This is a genomic window from Vibrio sp. Isolate24 (assembly GCF_022398215.1).
Classification (GTDB): Bacteria; Pseudomonadota; Gammaproteobacteria; order Enterobacterales; family Vibrionaceae; genus Vibrio; species Vibrio coralliilyticus_A.
The window spans coordinates 1-17,329 of record NZ_JAKEUU010000005.1 but is presented as its reverse complement, the minus strand read 5'-3'; the positions used below and the strand labels follow the sequence as shown (position 1 = coordinate 17,329).

Sequence of the window (17,329 nt, the reverse complement as noted above, 5' to 3'; positions counted from 1 at the left end):
TTGGTGTTTACATTGTAAAGTGAAACGCCATGTTGATGTCATGGCGTTTGTTTTTTACCACTCAACTCGATTTACATTGGGTGGGTGATGGCTTGTTCTGCCGTAGTGCCAAGATCGCTTGAGGAAGAAGAGACATCACAATCATGCCAATCATTAAACTGTATTGGAAGGGCGTGAATGACTCACCAAGCAATATCAGGCCGGTTACGATGCCTGCGATTGGGTTGGCGATGCCACCAAAGGTAAAATCCACCACTGTCATGCGCTGCAGAAGCCATACATACATGCCATATCCCAACGCTGTGTTGAGACCGACCACCCACAATAAACCTAAGCTATTACGCAGTGAGAAGTTATCTAGTGCGTTGCTGTATTGAACCGGATCGATGAAGGCTTGGAATCCTGCCGCGACTGACAAAATCGCGCCACCGAGAATCAGTTGCCACGTCAATACAGTCCACCAGTGCATGCGATTTCCTAGTGATTTCGTCAGAGAGCTACCAGCAACAATACACATGATGGCAGCCAGCATAGCCCCCAGCCCAATCGGATTGAGGCTGATAGAGCCCGGAGAGAACAGCATCCATGCAAGGCCAATCAGTGCGGCGCCACAGACGGCTTGTATGTAGTTAGGACGGTGTTTATTCACCACCCAATGATACACCATGGCAAACACAGGTACCGATACCATACCGACACCCGAAATTGCTGAAGGCAGAGTCAATGCCATCACAAATATTAAGCCAAAGAAGGTCGCAATGTTGATCAATCCAAGGCTGAATAAAATTTGCCAGTCCCCTTTTTTCGGTAGGGACGGCTTAATCATCAGTAACAGCAGTCCGGCAGGCAGTGCTCGAATTGCCCCCAAAAGCAGAGGAGGCCAATCGGACAAAGTGAACTGTGTTACCGCATATGTTGTTCCCCAAAAGAAGGCGGGGATCATTGCCAGTAATATATTCATAATTATTTATCTTTACATTAAGATATTTTGCGTGAATGTACGCCTAAAAGTTCTGTTTGTAAAGTATCTTTATGTTAAGATACTTCGACACGTCATTTTGTTAGTGGAGAAATCTGTTCATGGACGCTATAGATAGAGTGGTCGATCAATGGGCAAAGGAAAAGCCCGAATTAGATACTGAGCCGATGGCCATCATGGGTAGGCTACTTAGAATTGCCAAATATATGGAAACGGAAGTCACGCAATTGCATAAGCGCTATGATTTAAAGCTGGGTGAGTTTGATGTATTGGCAACTTTGCGTCGTAGTGGATCACCGTTTCGTTTGACTCCTTCCGAGTTGATTGATTCTATGATGCTGACTTCTGGTGCGATGACTAATCGACTGGATAAATTAGAATCTAAGAACCTTATTGTGCGAGAGCACAGTAAAGAAGACCGCCGTAGTGTCACTGTGCAGCTCACAGATGAAGGTTTTACCTTGATTGATAAAATTATCGAGGAGCATGCAGAAGTGCAGCATAAACTGGTCAAAGGTATGAACTCAAACCAGAAGCGTCAGATTAATCAGATCCTCAAAGGTTGGCAGACTCAGTTCGAGTAATGTCATATTGTGCCCATCCAGTGGTGATTTTGCCGCTGTAGGTAGAAACCAAATGACAAAGAAAAACCAAGCCCCTACAAGTCAATAGGGGCTTAATTTTCTAGCTCGGGAGTATCTCCAAGGTCAACATGGATGGATAGCTGTGGCTACAGTGAATGGTGTTTTTGGCCACTTGTTTGGTATACGCTTCACCTTCGGGTTCGCCGCTATTTGGGTTGACGTCAAACTTAGGGAAATTGCTGCTGGCAATGTCCAATCGCAATTTGTGCCCTTGCGCGAAGCAATTCTGAGTGGCAAACGCTTCAACCTCAATTTCGTAAATCACCCCACGGCGAAGCAGCCCTGGCTGCTGCCAGCTTTTGTGGTAGCGACAACGAAAGATGCCATCGGAGATGTTCATCGCGAAGCCTTGCGGGTAGTCCTCGCTTGGCGGATAAACATCAACTAGTTTGATGGTGAAATCCGTATCCGGCGCGTCGGATTCAATAAACAGTTTCGCCGATACTTTTCCTGATACAACCAAATCTTCAGCGAGTGGTTCGGTTTCAAACACCAGCACATCCGAACGGGCGGCAAGGGGGAGATGGTTGCCTTTGGTACCATAAAAGCGAGCATCTTCGCGTTGATCGTACGCACCACCTTCAAACACTGGCTTACCCGAGGTTAACGCACCGCCAACAGTGGGGACTGGGTTACTCGGATCGGCCAGATAGCTGATGTGATCGTCTGTGACCGGTGCTTGCTGAGTCAGTTGGCCCTGTCGGTGCAGATACCAGTTCTGAGCTTCGGTGTTTTTCATCGGCCAGCGATCACTGCTTAACCACTGGCCTCCGTGTTGAAGCCTGCCCAGTTCGCTTTTTTCACCTGAACCGCCGCCCATTTGGAACACCTGCACGTTGGCAAACGTATGACGGTCATCATTGAGCAGCCAGCGCTGGAACCACTTCACACGAAAATCCAGCCAGTTGCTGTCAATGTTGTCGTCAAATGAGGCGTCCTGACCGAAATCTACGTCACCGCTATGCGTGGTATTTCGGTCTCCATGAAGCCACGGGCCCATGATCAGTGCTGTCTGAGAGCGATTCTTTTCACTCAACACCGTGTAGTTTTCCAGCGTACTTTTAACGTATACGTCGTACCAGCTCGACATCAACAACACCGGAATATCAGCAATGTTCTGATAGCTATCAAGCGCGTAGATGCCGGACTTTTTCCAGAAATCACTGAAACTGCCCTGTTTCCACTGCTCAAGTAGATACGCTTCATATTCAGGCACATGGCGCAGTGGCGACTGGCCCGCTTTCCACGGTAAGTACTTAAACCATTCGCGAATGTCTTCCTGCTCCAGCGCTTTTTTTACCACAGGATCTTGCTCGGCCTTGGGGCTCACCAGTGCCTGGCGATAGGCCCATGTCGCCTGCTTGAGCTCAAACGCTCCGCCCTGACGAATACCGCACTGATAGGCATTGGAGAATCCCCCTGAATCCATCACCATACTCGCCAGCCCCGGAGGATTGAGACACGCCAGTGCCAGCTGAGTGTGGGCGGCGTATGACAGCCCCATGGTACCTATTTTTCCATTGCACCAAGACTGCTCAACTAGCCATGCACACGTATCGTAGCCATCTTCGGCTTCGTTGATGTACTTGGTAAAGGTGCCGCTGGACTGATAACGTCCGCGACAGTCCTGAAAGACACACACAAAGCCTTTATCAACGAACGCCTGCGCCATTTCTTCTCGTGAGACCTTATGCCCTTGCAGCGTGACTTCAGAACGAGAAGGTGCTGTTTTGTCGTAAGGTGTTCGCTCCATCACCACGGGCCACGGGCCTTCACTGTTGGTTGGAAAGTAAATATCGGTCGCGAGTGTTTCTCCGTCTCGCGTACGGATTTTGACATCAGTTACTGCTTTCATGAGATGTCCTTAGGCGTAAACGTGTAGGCTGATGGATAGGAATACCAGAGCACACGCAATGGTGATGAGGAAGAATGGGAAGATGTATCTTGCCCATTGTCCCCATCCGACTTGTGCCGTCGCAAGGAAGATCAGTAGCCCGCTGGAAGTCGGTGTAATGATGTTTGTCGCCCCGTTACCCATCAGGAAGGCCAGTACCGTGGTGTGTGGGTCGACACCGGAAAGCTGTCCGAGTGGGCCAAGGATTGGCATGGTGACGGCGGCTTGCCCAGAGGTGGATGGAATCGCCACGTCGATGACCAACTGAGAGAAGAACATGCCATAAGCGGCCAGCGTTGGTTGGCCTTCACCGATGACTCCGGCTAAGTGGTAGATGATGGTATCCAGCACTTTACCTTGCGCAAGGACAATGGCGACAGAGGTGGCGAGCCCGATCAATACGCCTGCGATGAGAACCTTTTTCATACCGCTGATGAAAGCGTTGATGGTGTCATTGGCTGACAAGCCGCCGATGACAGCGAAAATCACGCCAAGAGAGATGTAATACGCAGATAACTCATTGTATTTCCACTTCCACGTTTGCGAAGCATAGACTAGAAAGGCGATGCCCAGTCCCAGAACCGTTAGTACAAGCGTATGGCGAATTGGCAGAGGTCTGTTGTCCCATTGTGCGACGATTTCCGTTGTGCGCGCTTCTTTGCGAATACTGTGCAGCACGTACGCCACACCAATGATCATCAGTACCACGTAAACGAAAATACGCATCCCCATACCGCTGAATATCGGCACATCAACCAGTGGCTGAGCGACGGAAAGAGCATAAGGGTTAGTGATCGACGCTAAGTAACCGACTTTAACCGGAATGGTGACAATCGCCAGACCGATAATTTTTGACAGCCCCAGTCTTGTTGCCATGGCGACGACCATAGGTATCACGAGCAAGAACTCCTTCGCCATGCCCATGAAGGTACTGCCCATGGAAAACACCACCATCAGGATGGGTACCAATAAGTAGACGTTACCTCGAGTGGCAGAAAGTGTGCGCTCAAGGCCAGTTTCAATGGCGCCCACTTTGTCGAGTACGCCAAACATGCCGCCAATAAACAGCACCATGAAAATCATGCCAGCTTGTTTGGTGATGGCTTGAGGAATACTGACTAATGCATCAAGCAAACTGACGGCTTGAGCTTCGCCTTCTTGAGGGTAAATACCAATCAGGTTGAGCGGGGAGACGTCTTTTTCCAGCACTTGGTAGGTGCCGGGAATGATCAGTTTGCCGTTACGTTCAAACTGTCCGGAATCAAAAAAATAGGTCATCAGTACTGCTACCACAACGACAGACAGCAGGATGATTACAGGGTTTAAGTTACCTTTCTTCTTTGGTTGTTCAGTAACATTTTGTTGAGCTGGTGATATAGCTTCACTCACTTTAAATCTCCATTTCGTCACATTCTATCCTACAACATTTCTGCAACATATTTTTTTGTGTTAGGGTTTTCAATTTAATGACAATTAATCATAGATATATGACAGAAATGACTTATTTAAATGGAACCTGATGAATATAACGGCGAAACAACTTCGGGCGCTTAAAGCCATCAGCCAAGCTGGAACAACAAGTCTGGCGGCAGAGCAGTTGAACTTATCTCAATCTGGTGTGAGCCGAATGTTGGCTCAGCTGGAAAAGGAGCTTGATCTGGATCTCTTTGAACGAGACAGAGGGCGCTTGAAAATTAAGCCCGAATCGCTCAATTTGTTATCAAACGCACTGCACGTTTTAGAGGGTATGGAGCAGCTCCAGACTCAGGCGTCGGAAATCAAAAGGGGACGCAAAGCAAAGCAAGTATTCAAGATTGCAATGCCTTATACCTTTGCCAAGTCACTGGCCCCCAAACTTATCAAGCAGCTGGTGGCGCTATTTCCTGACGTGTCGGTTGAATTGTTTTCCAGCCATTATCAGTCGATTGAAGAAAGCGTCTATTCCGGTCAGGCCGATGTTGGGTTTACCCGCATCAGCAATCACTCTAAGTTTCGCTCCACGGCACTGGATTCAGGGATTGCGATGTGTGTGTTTCCCGAGGGCCACGAGTTCGAGGCATTCCATTCGGTCAACGCTGACAACTTGCGCGATCAGAAACTGGTTATGATCGGACGTAAGAGCAGTACTCGTCATGATGTGATGAACTGGTTTACTCGCAGTAATTTGTTTCCGGAAATCGTCGTTGAAGCGCACTCTGTCGATGTCGCTTGTTCACTGGTCGCGGAAGGGATTGGCGTGTCGATTGCCAACAGCACCATGCTCAAAGGAATGGACAATCACAAGATTCGAGCACTGCCGATCTTGGATTTGCCTCGCTATCAGTACGGCGTGATCCAGCGGCCTGATGACATTGCTAATGAGCGCAAACAGCCAGTCATTGATGCGTTTTCGGATTTACTTCAGGAAATGTTGACAGAACTGCCCGTGTTGGGCCGTTAACGGTAATAAAAAAGCGGCCGGAGCCGCTTTTAATGAAGGGTTATGCCGCGTTCTCATCACAGAACAAGTCGGCGTGAGTAATACCACGCAGGGCGCAGCTTTCGTCGAGGTCAGAGATATCTCCACTGACACCGACCGCGCCGAGGATGTTCTGCTCAGCATCACGGATAAGTAAGCCACCAGGAACGGGGACCATATTACCGTGTGCCAGAACGTTTACGGCGGAGATAAACGCGGGGCGGTTGTCTGCGTCTTGAGCGAGCTTTCTGGAGGAGCAGCCGAGCGCGAGAGCACCCCAGGCTTTTGCGATTGCGATGTCTGGCCGCATCATGCTACTGCCATCTTGTCGTTGCAACGTAATCAGCTTTCCTCCGCTGTCGAGTACAGCGACCGTCAGAGGGGCGCTTTGGCTCTTTTGTCCAGCCTGAAAAGTACCGTCAATGACGGCTAGTGCTTGTTCTAGAGTTAAACTTCCCATGTTATCTCCTGATTTTTTTGTTTACGCGGCTCCTTGCAGAAGCTCGTAACTAGGTAAGGTCAGGAAGGTGGCGAACTCTTCTGCGGTAGACAACTTATAGAAAAGGTCAGCAGTTTGTTCAAAGCGGCCTGCCGCATAGCGAGCCTCACCCACTTCCTGTTTGATAGTGTCGAGTTCCTGATACAACCACGTGTGGAATAATTCTTTGTTGAAGGTTTGGCCATCATCCAGCTTGACGCCGTGATGAATCCACTGCCAGATGTTTGCGCGTGAGATTTCTGCCGTTGCCGCGTCTTCCATCAGACCATAGATAGGCACACAACCTGAGCCCTGAATCCATGCCTCAATGTAGTAAAGAGCAATGCGAATATTCTTGCGTACACCAGCTTCATCACGCGAGCCTTCACATGGCTTGAGCAGCAGGTCTGCGCCAATCTCGTGCGTAGGGCTGACAAAATCGAGCTGATTGACTTTGCCTTCAAGGTTTTTATCGAACACAGACATCGCCAAGTCGACTAAAGCAGGGTGAGCGACCCAAGTACCGTCGTGGCCATTGCGTGATTCACGTTCTTTATCTTCAATCACTTTAGCGGTGACGCGTTCCATCTCCTGCGGGTCTTTGGCAGGAATAAAGGCCGACATGCCGCCCATTGCCAACGCACCACGCTGGTGGCAGGTTCTGACTAGTAACTGGCTGTAAGCATTGAGGAATTCTTTATCCATACCAACCACATGACGATCTGGCAGGATGCGATCTGGATGGTTTTTCAACGTTTTGATGTAGCTGAAAATGTAATCCCAGCGGCCGCAGTTCATCGCCACGATATGATCGCGCATGGCGTAGAGCATCTCTTCCATTTGGAATACTGCTGGCAGTGTTTCGATCAGTACGGTCGCGCGGATGGTGCCACGTGCCACGCCGAAGTGATCTTCAGTGAAAGCAAATACGTCATCCCACCATTTTGCTTCTTCCATGCTTTCTAGCTTAGGAATGTAGTAGTAAACGCCCAGACCATGTTGCGCTCGGGTCTGGTAGTTGTGATAGAAGTACAAAGCGAAGTCCATTAAACAGCCCGGAATCGCTTGTTGATTGAATTGGATTGATTGCTCTGGCAGGTGCAGGCCGCGTGGACGAGCGATCAGTAGGGCAGGGTTAGCATTCAGCTCATATTGCTTATTTTTTTTGTCGTCAAAGTAGCTGATGGTGCCTGCGTTGGCGTCTCTGAGGTTGATTTGCCCTTCGACCATGTTTTCCCATGTCGGTGAAGAAGCATCTTCAAAGCAGCACATAAAGACTTTCGCGCCAGAGTTCAGCGCGTTGATAACCATTTTTCTGTCTACCGGACCGGTAATTTCTACTCGGCGATCCAATAGCTCTGGCGGTGGTGTTGCCACTTTCCATGATTTGTCATCACGAATCGCCTGAGTGTCAGCTCTGAAATCTGGTAATGCACCCGCATCGTATTGCTTTTGCTGTTCCTCGCGTGCTTGCAGCAAAGCGTCACGACGGGCGCCAAATCGGTTTACCAATACTGTCAGAAACGAAAGGGCTTCATCTGACAGAATCTCCTTATAGCCTGGGCTGTCTGTATGACCGACAACCTCCAGACAGGCAGTTTCTTCTCTTTCGGCTAGATCGTTCAAATTCATTGTTCGTCTCCTTTAAACAATATTGATCGATTTTGTGTACAAAAATTATTTACACGAATACTTATATGGGAAAATTTGTAAACAATCAAAGGGTATTTAACATTTATTTTTCATTTGCTCGTCTGAGAAATTATTTTTACGTAAAGATATTTTATGTAAAGCAATGATTTCTTTGTGTTATGGGGTTAGCAACCACTTAGGGTAAATGTTCTATGTTGAAAAAATGTTGCAAATGGGGGTTGCTATATTTAGAAATTGATTCATAGTACACAAAGTATCTTTGGATTGTATACAATTGAAATGGAGGTTCGCATGGCAAAGATGAAGGCAATCGAAGCAGCGGTAGAAGTATTGAAAAAGGAAGGCGTAGACATTGCCTTCGGCGTTCCAGGCGCTGCCATCAACCCTATGTACGCGGCAATGAAAAAGCTCGGTGGTATTGATCATGTGTTAGCACGACATGTGGAAGGTGCATCGCACATGGCGGAGGGTTACACCCGTACTAATCAAGACAACATTGGTGTCTGTATCGGTACATCTGGCCCAGCAGGGACAGACATGATCACTGGCCTGTATTCAGCGTCGGCGGATTCCATTCCAATCTTATGTATTACGGGTCAGGCGCCAAGAGCCCGCCTGCACAAAGAAGATTTTCAGGCGGTGGATATTGAATCCATTGCGAAACCAGTCACCAAATGGGCGACGACGGTTCTAGAGCCCGCTCAGGTGCCGCGTGCTTTCCAGCAGGCATTCCATCTAATGCGTTCTGGTCGTCCGGGTCCGGTTCTAATCGACCTTCCACTTGATGTTCAGTTAACGGAAATTGAATTCGACATCGACACCTATGAGCCGCTAGAAGCGTATCAACCAAAAGCGACACGTGCGCAGGTTGAGAAAGCGATGGCGATGATGTGTGAGTCACAAAACCCAGTCATCGTATCAGGTGGTGGTGTAATCAACGCTGGTGCGGAAGAATTACTGCAACAGTTCGCTGAAATTACTGGCGTGCCTGTTATCCCAACCTTGATGGGCTGGGGTTCCATTGCGGATGACCACGAACTGATGGTCGGTATGGTGGGCTTGCAGACTGCGCACCGCTATGGCAACGCGACTATGCTGGAATCGGATTTCGTGTTCGGTATTGGTAACCGCTGGGCGAACCGCCACACCGGTTCACTGGATGTCTACACCAAGGGCCGCAAGTTTGTTCACGTCGATATTGAACCAACTCAAATTGGCCGCGTGTTCTGTCCGGATCTTGGTATCGTTTCTGACGCCAAAGCAGCGCTGGAATTGCTGGTTGAAGTCGCTCGTGAGTGGCGTGATGCCGGCAAACTGCCTAATCGTGGCGCTTGGGTGGCGGAATGTCAGCAGCGTAAATCGAGCATGCTGCGTAAGACGCACTACACTGACGCGCCAATCAAACCAATGCGTGTTTATGAAGAGATGAACAAAGCCTTTGGCCGCGATACGTGCTACGTCAGCACTATCGGTTTGTCCCAGATTGCGGCGGCGCAGTTCCTTCACGTTTACAAACCACGCCACTGGATCAACTGTGGTCAAGCAGGTCCGCTTGGCTGGACAACACCAGCAGCATTGGGTGTACGTGCCGCGGATCCAAACCGCGACATCGTGGCAATCTCGGGAGACTACGACTTCCAGTTCATGATTGAAGAGTTGGCAGTAGGCGCTCAATTCAACCTGCCATACATCCACGTATTGGTGAACAACTCCTATCTAGGTTTGATTCGTCAGGCACAGCGCCAGTTCGATATCGACTACTGTGTTCAGTTGGCGTTTGAAAACCAAAATGCGCCTGAGCTTGATGGCTACGGTGTTGATCACGTGACTGTGGTTGAAGGCTTAGGTTGTAAAGCGATTCGTGTAACTGACCCAGAACAGATGCAGGCCGCGTTTGCACAAGCGAAAGAGCTGATGAACAAACACAAAGTACCTGTTGTGGTGGAAGTGATTCTTGAGCGCGTGACCAACATTTCTATGGGTGTAGAGATTGATGCCATCAACGAGTTTGAATCTCTGGCAGACAGCATCGATGACGCACCAACCGCGCTAGCCAATCAATAATCTGTTTATCGCAAAATACTGAAGCAGCCCGAAAGGGCTGCAAGAAAAAGGACATCACTATGGCAAAGTTTGCTGCAAATTTATCCATGTTATTTACCGAGGTTGATTTCCTTGAGCGCTTTGACGCTGCTGCTCAGGCTGGATTCAGCGGTGTGGAATACCTCTTCCCTTACGCATTTGATGCTGAGCAAATCAAACAGAAGCTGGAGCAAAACAACCTGACACAGGTGCTGTTCAACCTTCCAGCGGGTGATTGGGATGCTGGCGACCGCGGCATTGCGTGTGACCCGTCACGCATCGAAGAGTTTCAGTCAGGCGTTGCGTTAGCCATTCAGTACGCCAAGGTGCTGGGCAACACGCAGGTCAACTGTCTGGCGGGGATTATCCCTGCTGGTGTCAGCCAACAGGATGCGCATGCAGCCTTTGTCATTAACCTCAGATACGCCGCTCAAGCATTGCAGGAAGCGGGGCTTCGACTGGTTATTGAAGCGATTAACACTCGTGATATTCCGGGCTTTTTCCTCAACACTACTGAGCAGGCCAAAGCAGTGATTAAAGAAGTGGGCAGTGACAATCTGTTCATTCAGTACGACATCTACCACATGCAGATCATGGAAGGGGATTTAGCGCCAACCATGAGTGCCAACATCGGCCAGATCGCCCACGTGCAGTTGGCAGACAACCCAGGTCGTCATGAACCGGGAACTGGTGAGATTAATTACCCATTTGTCCTCAAACATCTGGATGAATTGGGTTACCAAGGTTGGGTGGGCTGTGAATACAAGCCAAAAAACACCACAACTGAAGGCTTAGATTGGCTAAACCTATACCGCTAAGTGCGGTTAACGTTACGGAGAACATATTATGAAAATTGCATTTATCGGTACAGGTATCATGGGTAAGCCAATGGCGATCAACCTGCAAAAAGCGGGTCACGACATTGTGTTGACTGATCACTTCAACCCGCCACCGGTTGAACTTGTTGAAGCTGGTGCGCTGGTTTGTCATTCACCAGCAGAAGCGACTCGCCTAGCGGACGCGATTATCCTGATGGTGCCAAACACACCGCAGGTAGAAGACGTACTGTTCGGTGAGAACGGTGTTGAAGCTGGCCTAAACGAAAGTGGCGCAGCAGGCAAACTGGTTATCGACATGAGCTCGATTTCACCAATCGCCACCAAGGCGATTGCGGCACGCGTCAACGAAAGTGGTGCGCAATATCTCGATGCGCCAGTATCAGGTGGTGAAGTGGGTGCTATTAATGCGTCATTAAGCATCATGGTCGGTGGTGAGCAATCGGCGTTTGATAAAGCGCTTCCTCTGTTTAAGGTGATGGGCAAAAACATCACATTAGTGGGTGAAAATGGTGCGGGCCAGACGTGTAAAGTCGCGAACCAAATCATTGTTGCGTTGAACATTGAAGCCGTATCTGAAGCCTTAGTGTTTGCGTCAAAAGCGGGCGCCGATCCAGCGCGTGTACGTCAGGCACTGCTTGGCGGATTTGCCAACTCGAAGATCCTTGAAGTGCATGGCGAGCGCATGGTGGAAGGCACATTCGACCCAGGTTTTAAGATTACATTGCACCAGAAAGATCTAGACCTTGCATTGTCTGGCGCTAAAGAGCTGGATGTAGCACTACCAAACACCGCAAATGCTCAGGAGCTGTTTGAAGATTGTGCAGCAATGGGCGGCCAGAACTGGGACCACTCTGCGCTGATTAAAGCGATTGAGAAACGCTCTGGTCACTCAATCAGGGACTAATTCCTGTCGGGACGATGTGGATTCCTCTCCCGCATCGTTCCATGGTGTAGCGGTCCTGCTGATTCTCTCATGGCTTGAATCCGTAGTCGCTGCCCCTAAATGATTCATTACTAAATCGCGTAGTTTTTCGTCTCCTTTTATACGCGTTCCCGTCGTAAGACAGCAGGTTGGAGTTACACCTTCCTCGGGCTCCATATTGCAGGCTCCTGGTGTGCTTACTTCGGGATTTTTTATCCTCATCACTTTGTCTCTCTTAACATATTGTTTAGTATGTCGTTACACCAGATGTATAGGGAATAACAATGTCTCGTATCAGGCAGAAAAATCAGGGATTGATTATCGATGTCGCGAGTGAACAATTTGCCACCCATGGCTACGCAGCGACAAAGATGGCGGATATTGCAAAAGCCGCAGATATCCCTAAACCTAATGTGTTCTACTACTTCAGCAGTAAAGATAAGCTCTATTATGCCGTGCTCCAGACGGTGACTCAGCCGTTGCTGGAGGCCTCACGCCCAATTGAAGAACTCGACGATCCAGTCGAAGCCTTAACTCAATACATAGAAGCTAAGCTGCGTATTTCGCGCGACCACCCACACGCGTCTAAAGTGTTCGCTAATGAAGTGATGTCAGGAGCTAAGGTGTTGCCAGAAGACATCAGGCAGGAGCTGTTTAAGCAGTCACAGATGATTTTGGATAAGTTCGCGACCTGGAGTGAAGAAGGGCTGATGGATAAAGTCCCTGCACACCACCTGATGTTCACCATCTGGGCAGCGACGCAGACTTACGCAGATTTCAGCTGGCAGATCTGTAACGTTATGCAGAAAGACACGCTGGATAATGGCGATTACCAACAAGCCGCTGAATTCATCACCCAGCTAGTGATTAAGGGTTGTGGGGTGACGGGTAAATCCTAACTATTATCATCGCAGTTTTTATCGCAGTGGTGTCCGATATTATCTCTGAGGCCGATTTGACTGCCTCCTCTTTTGATTCCTCAATGTTTTATAAAACATATTGCTTATGGGGTTATTTGCGCTACTTTAGAAGTAGGGAATTAAATTTCCCAAGTTAAGTTATGTATCCAGATAGGCTGAGAGTCATTTGGATCTCCGAGGCTATCAGGAATAGCAGTCACAGGTCAGTTGGTAGGAGAAATGTTATGGATAACATAGCCATTAGTCGTAAACAGTTAGGTGGTGAGTCCCCCATGGTGGCCTCTGAAGTGTTTGATAGCTGTATTTATACGGGGTTATTTGGAACGATAGACTCAGCTCGGATGGAAGCGATTACTGCTAAGCTGACGGATATGGTTGAGTCATCAAACAGCGACTTTGTTGTTATAGACCTGTCCAATGTCGATGCAATAGACACATCGGTAGCGTCACAGCTAGTGCGTGCGGCTGATACCATAGTTTTAGTTGGGGCGAAGCCCGTGTTCTGTGGCTTAAGAGGCGTCATCGCAAGAACCATGTCAAGCGCTGGTGTTGCTTTAGGCCGCCATCTGATAGTACGAGATTTAAAAGCGGCAACGAAATTTTGCATCCAAGAATCTGGTTACGCTCTGGTACAGACGGCCCCTCCTCGTAGTAATGAAGAATATTGAGCAATGCATTTATCCATTCTCAAATGAAGTGGAAGCGTACCTTATCGCATCGCATTGTAAGATGCATGCGTTAGAAATTGGAATCTCTGATTACCAAGCCAGCCTTTTTAATGCAGCGGTTTCTGAAATAACCATTAATGCGGTTCGTTACGCTTCAGGTGGGTATATGTTTATATCCAGTACTTCTAACCATTTAGGAATTGAGGTCACCATTGAAGATCACGGTCAAGGTATTGCTGATCTCTCACAAGCGCTAACGGATGGCTATTCAACGTTTAAAGACCAAAGCTTAGGCCTCGGTCTAGGGGTGGCGAAACGCTGCTCTGACGAAATGGTCATCAATAAATCAGACGAAACGGGAACCTCGATTACGCTGCGAAAGTTTTTACCTGTCTCAGAAGATGACATTTTAGTGAGGGCGATCTCCTATCCTGCAGTGAATCAGATTCACAATGGCAATGCTTATGTTGTAAAGCAATATCACGGTGATACCTGCCTTATAGCCCTTATTGATAGCCATGATGATAACGACTCGACTCAAGAGCGTGGACGTTTGGTTGCCAATAAGCTTGCAGAGGAAATCACCCAACATATGGCTGAGCCGCTCGAAATGATCATGGATCAGTGCCTGAGCATGTTTGACCACAACGAAGACATCACCGGGCAGTTGAAACTCAGCCTGATGAGAATATGCCGTGACAATCTTGACTTCCTCGTGATGAATACCCCCCCTTTACATTGGCTGAGCTATGATGAAAGTACCTTAGTAAGTGCACCGCTCTGTGAGACCAAACACTTTACTCATGGGGTGGCGAGCCATCTTCGCATTCCAAGGCCTAATCATTTTACCTGCCTGCTTCACTCTTCTGGGGTGAATATTGAACCATTAACTAACCAAGATTGGCACGAGTGGGATGTATATAACATCGCCACTACTATTTTCAACGACTGTGCATACGAAGATAAGGATGCGACTGTCATCGTTATAAGAGGGAATCGTTATGCCTAACCCATCAAAACAAACCGCCACGCTACTTGAACTCATGTCCGGTATTGTTGGTGCAATACCTAATGGCTTGATCACTTTTTCTGAATCTGGTGAAGTTAACTTAGTAAATACGGCAGCGCTGAGCTTACTCGGGTTAGAGAATAAGAGCCCCAAAGACTTCTTGGATCGTCATTACTATAGCTTGCTTGCAGATGTTCCAGATGTAAGAGATAAAATTGATCGATTACTCCTGAGTGGTAAGCATAGTGAACTGGAAGTTAGAAACGTCGTTGTTGATGGACAAAGTCTGAATATACAGTGTTATAGCATGCTCAAAGGCGTACTTATTGTTATTAGTGAAATAAGCGATGAAACCGCTCTGCTGTATCGAGAAAATAATGATATGTTGACGCAGTTGAACAACCGACAGTTTTTTGAAACACAGTTTTTGGAACTGGTCAGTCAAACCAATCACCTCCATCAGAATGCAGCGCTGGCTTTTTTTGATATTGATAATTTTAAAACCATCAATGACTCTTTTGGTCATTCTCTGGGTGATGAAGTGTTATGCAAAATTGCCAATATCCTTAAAAGCCGAACATCAAAAGGTCAGCCGATTGCTCGTATAGGGGGCGACCAATTTGCCGTGTTACTTGATGACTATACGGTACACGAAGCGCAAGGCTTCGCCGATGACGTTAGAAAGCATATTGACGCCTATGCTTTTAACTTGGATGAGAACTCGGTCAGAATAACGGTATCAAGTGGTATTGCCCCTTTCTATACTAACGCCGCCCCTGAGCTCACTAAGCTACTGAGTATTGCTAATACGGCATGTAAGGCAGCGAAAGACCATGGCCGCAATCGTACTCATATCATTGACGCGAAAAATGATGAGTTTGAAAGTTATATTCGGGGGGTGAAGTGGATAGAAGAGATAAACAAAGCCATCCAAGAAGAAAGATTTGTTTTATATTGCCAAAAAATCTCACCCATTTCAGATAACACTGTGCCTTTTTACTATGAGGTACTGTTGCGTCTGAAAAACGAACAAGGGGAAGTTATCTCTCCTTATGCTTTTCTGCCTATCGCTGAACGTTATCATATGATGCCGGATATTGATCGCTATGTGATGACTGCCCTGTTTAGTTCGATGGGAAGCCGCAGTGATCGAACCTATTCAGTCAATTTGTCGGGACAGACCATTTCGGACTATAGTCTGGTCGATTTTGTCAATAAGATGCTCAACCGTTACGTATTTAACCCTCGCTGTATTATCTTTGAGGTCACTGAAACTGCTGCGATGCGTGATTTTCATGGCACAATAGAAGTGATGCACTCATTACGAGCCCTTGGCTTCCAGTTTTCACTGGATGACTTTGGCACAGGCCTTTCGTCATTCACCTATTTAAAAGAGCTTCCCTTAGATACGGTCAAAATTGATGGTTCATTTGTCCGAGATATTGAGCATGACAAGATCAGCTACCAAATGGTGAAATCTATCCATGAAATAGGCCAAGCGATGGGCTTAAAAACGGTGGCAGAATTTGTGGAAAATAAAGCCATTTATCAGTGTCTATCAGATATAGGAGTGCATTTTGCACAGGGATACTACATTCATAAGCCTGAGCCAATCACTGATATAATGAAGGTGACGGCTGCAGTCAGTGAGTAACATGCCTCGCCACCTTCAATAGAGTTGAGCTTCCCTTACTTGGAACAAGCGTATGGCTTAATTAACTCTGATACTTATCCAGCTTGTTGTAGAGCGTTTTTATGCTTATTCCTAAGTCCTCTGCGGTTTCTTTTTTGTTGCCTTCATTTTCTTCAAGAGTGTTAATAATAGCGGCCTTTTCTATTTCTTCTAGAGTCACACCAGCTGGCACTCTCTCCTCTAATGTTGTCCCTGTTTCTAAAGGAGGAGTATCAAAAATGAGATGTTCATCTTTAATCGTATCGTCCGCCAAAATGAACGCTCGCTCGACACAGTGTTTTAATTCTCTAACATTGCCAGGCCATGTATGCGCTGCGATTTTTTCTAGTGCTGAGGCTGTAATCGCTTTTGGAGCGGCTTCATTCGCATTCCGGTAAGCGATAAAATGTTTAGCAAGGCCGACAATATCACTACCTCGTTCTCTGAGAGGGGGAATATTGATAGGGAAGTGAGCTAATCTAAAATAGAGGTCTTCTCGTAAAAATTGCTCTTCAATAGCCACTTGTGGATCACGGTTGGTGGCGGCGATGATACGGGTGTTGGCAATACAGAGTGTGTTACTGCCGACTGGGCGATACTCGCCTGTTTCAAGTACTCGCAGTAATTTAACTTGATGTTCAAGGGGCATTTCGGTGACCTCATCAAGAAATAATGTCCCGCCCTCTGCTTGCTTAAAAACACCTTGGTGCGTTCGGTTAGCGCCTGTAAATGCGCCTTTTTCATGACCAAAGAGTTCACTGTCGACTAATTCTGGGCTGATGGCGCCGCAGTTAATGGCAATAAAAGGCTGCTCCTTTCTATCACTGGCAAGGTGGATAGTCTGCGCGACGAGCTCTTTACCAGCACCGCTTTCACCAATGATCAATACGTTGGCCTCTGTTTTCGCCACTCGTCTGAGGGTGCGATACAAGTTATGCATTGGCCTTGAGGAGCCGACTAACATTCCAAACTGGTCCAAGTCGCTTGTGGATATTTTTTTCCCCTCTTCCTGCTTTTCTAGGAAGTATTGACTAAAGTCCGCTAGAGTATCGGCCAAAATTTGGATATCAACTGGCTTTCTATAATGAAAAATGGCGCCGCTTTTCATCAT

Annotated in this window: 15 protein-coding genes; 9 read left to right on the top strand and 6 right to left on the bottom strand. The window is 47.7% G+C overall.

All coding sequences use genetic code 11. The features are described from left to right. Positions 1–61: 61 nt before the first annotated feature. A complete protein-coding gene (locus L1D23_RS17560) occupies positions 62–961 on the bottom strand; it encodes a DMT family transporter (protein ID WP_239869059.1) in 900 nt (299 codons plus the stop codon). A gap of 119 nt (positions 962–1,080) precedes the next feature. On the opposite strand from L1D23_RS17560, the gene L1D23_RS17555 reads away from it, so the two are divergent. After that, positions 1,081–1,563, top strand: coding sequence for a MarR family transcriptional regulator (locus L1D23_RS17555; RefSeq protein ID WP_239869058.1), 483 nt, complete (start codon positions 1,081–1,083; stop codon positions 1,561–1,563). Between the two features lie 100 nt (positions 1,564–1,663). On the opposite strand, the gene L1D23_RS17550 is transcribed toward L1D23_RS17555, so the two are convergent. Further along, entirely contained in the window at positions 1,664–3,478 is a 1,815-nt protein-coding gene (locus L1D23_RS17550) for a CocE/NonD family hydrolase (RefSeq protein ID WP_239869056.1), read from the bottom strand. Positions 3,479–3,487: 9 nt separating this feature from the next. Beyond that, entirely contained in the window at positions 3,488–4,906 is a 1,419-nt protein-coding gene (locus tag L1D23_RS17545) for an AbgT family transporter (protein ID WP_239869055.1), read from the bottom strand. A gap of 130 nt (positions 4,907–5,036) precedes the next feature. On the opposite strand from L1D23_RS17545, the gene L1D23_RS17540 reads away from it, so the two are divergent. Then, entirely contained in the window at positions 5,037–5,957 is a 921-nt protein-coding gene (locus L1D23_RS17540; protein ID WP_019277434.1) for a LysR family transcriptional regulator, read from the top strand. A 40-nt stretch (positions 5,958–5,997) separates the two neighbouring features. Here L1D23_RS17540 and L1D23_RS17535 read toward each other — a convergent pair whose 3' ends face one another. Next, entirely contained in the window at positions 5,998–6,435 is a 438-nt protein-coding gene (locus L1D23_RS17535) for a heme-binding protein (protein ID WP_006959844.1), read from the bottom strand. Between the two features lie 21 nt (positions 6,436–6,456). Further along, positions 6,457–8,085, bottom strand: coding sequence for a malate synthase A (aceB, locus tag L1D23_RS17530; protein ID WP_239869044.1), 1,629 nt, complete (start codon positions 8,083–8,085; stop codon positions 6,457–6,459). A gap of 312 nt (positions 8,086–8,397) precedes the next feature. On the opposite strand from aceB, the gene gcl reads away from it, so the two are divergent. The 7 genes from gcl (at position 8,398) to L1D23_RS17495 (ending at position 16,200) form a co-directional block, all read left to right on the top strand. After that, positions 8,398–10,170, top strand: a complete 1,773-nt coding sequence (gene gcl, locus L1D23_RS17525; RefSeq protein WP_239869042.1) for a glyoxylate carboligase — start codon at positions 8,398–8,400, stop codon at positions 10,168–10,170. 59 nt (positions 10,171–10,229) lie between these two features. Further along, positions 10,230–11,006, top strand: a complete 777-nt coding sequence (gene hyi / locus L1D23_RS17520) for a hydroxypyruvate isomerase (RefSeq protein WP_239869040.1) — start codon at positions 10,230–10,232, stop codon at positions 11,004–11,006. Positions 11,007–11,031: 25 nt separating this feature from the next. Beyond that, positions 11,032–11,931: a 2-hydroxy-3-oxopropionate reductase gene (locus tag L1D23_RS17515; RefSeq protein WP_239869634.1), complete on the top strand. Its 900-nt coding sequence runs from the start codon at positions 11,032–11,034 to the stop codon at positions 11,929–11,931. 302 nt (positions 11,932–12,233) lie between these two features. Next, positions 12,234–12,848 (top strand): TetR/AcrR family transcriptional regulator, encoded by a 615-nt coding sequence (locus tag L1D23_RS17510; protein WP_239869038.1) that lies wholly within the window; start codon positions 12,234–12,236, stop codon positions 12,846–12,848. A 245-nt stretch (positions 12,849–13,093) separates the two neighbouring features. Continuing rightward, entirely contained in the window at positions 13,094–13,537 is a 444-nt protein-coding gene (locus L1D23_RS17505; protein ID WP_239869028.1) for an STAS domain-containing protein, read from the top strand. Further along, on the top strand, positions 13,524–14,546 hold the full coding sequence (locus L1D23_RS17500) for an ATP-binding protein (protein WP_239869025.1): 1,023 nt from the start codon (positions 13,524–13,526) through the stop codon (positions 14,544–14,546). The genes L1D23_RS17505 and L1D23_RS17500 overlap by 14 nt, the downstream gene beginning before the upstream one ends. Then, on the top strand, positions 14,539–16,200 hold the full coding sequence (locus tag L1D23_RS17495) for an EAL domain-containing protein (RefSeq protein ID WP_239869023.1): 1,662 nt from the start codon (positions 14,539–14,541) through the stop codon (positions 16,198–16,200). Before L1D23_RS17500 ends, L1D23_RS17495 begins: the two co-directional genes overlap by 8 nt. A 61-nt stretch (positions 16,201–16,261) precedes the next feature. Here the strand turns inward: L1D23_RS17495 and L1D23_RS17490 are convergent. After that, positions 16,262–17,329: sigma-54 dependent transcriptional regulator (locus L1D23_RS17490; protein ID WP_239869021.1), on the bottom strand; the 1,068-nt coding region annotated here is incomplete at its 5' end.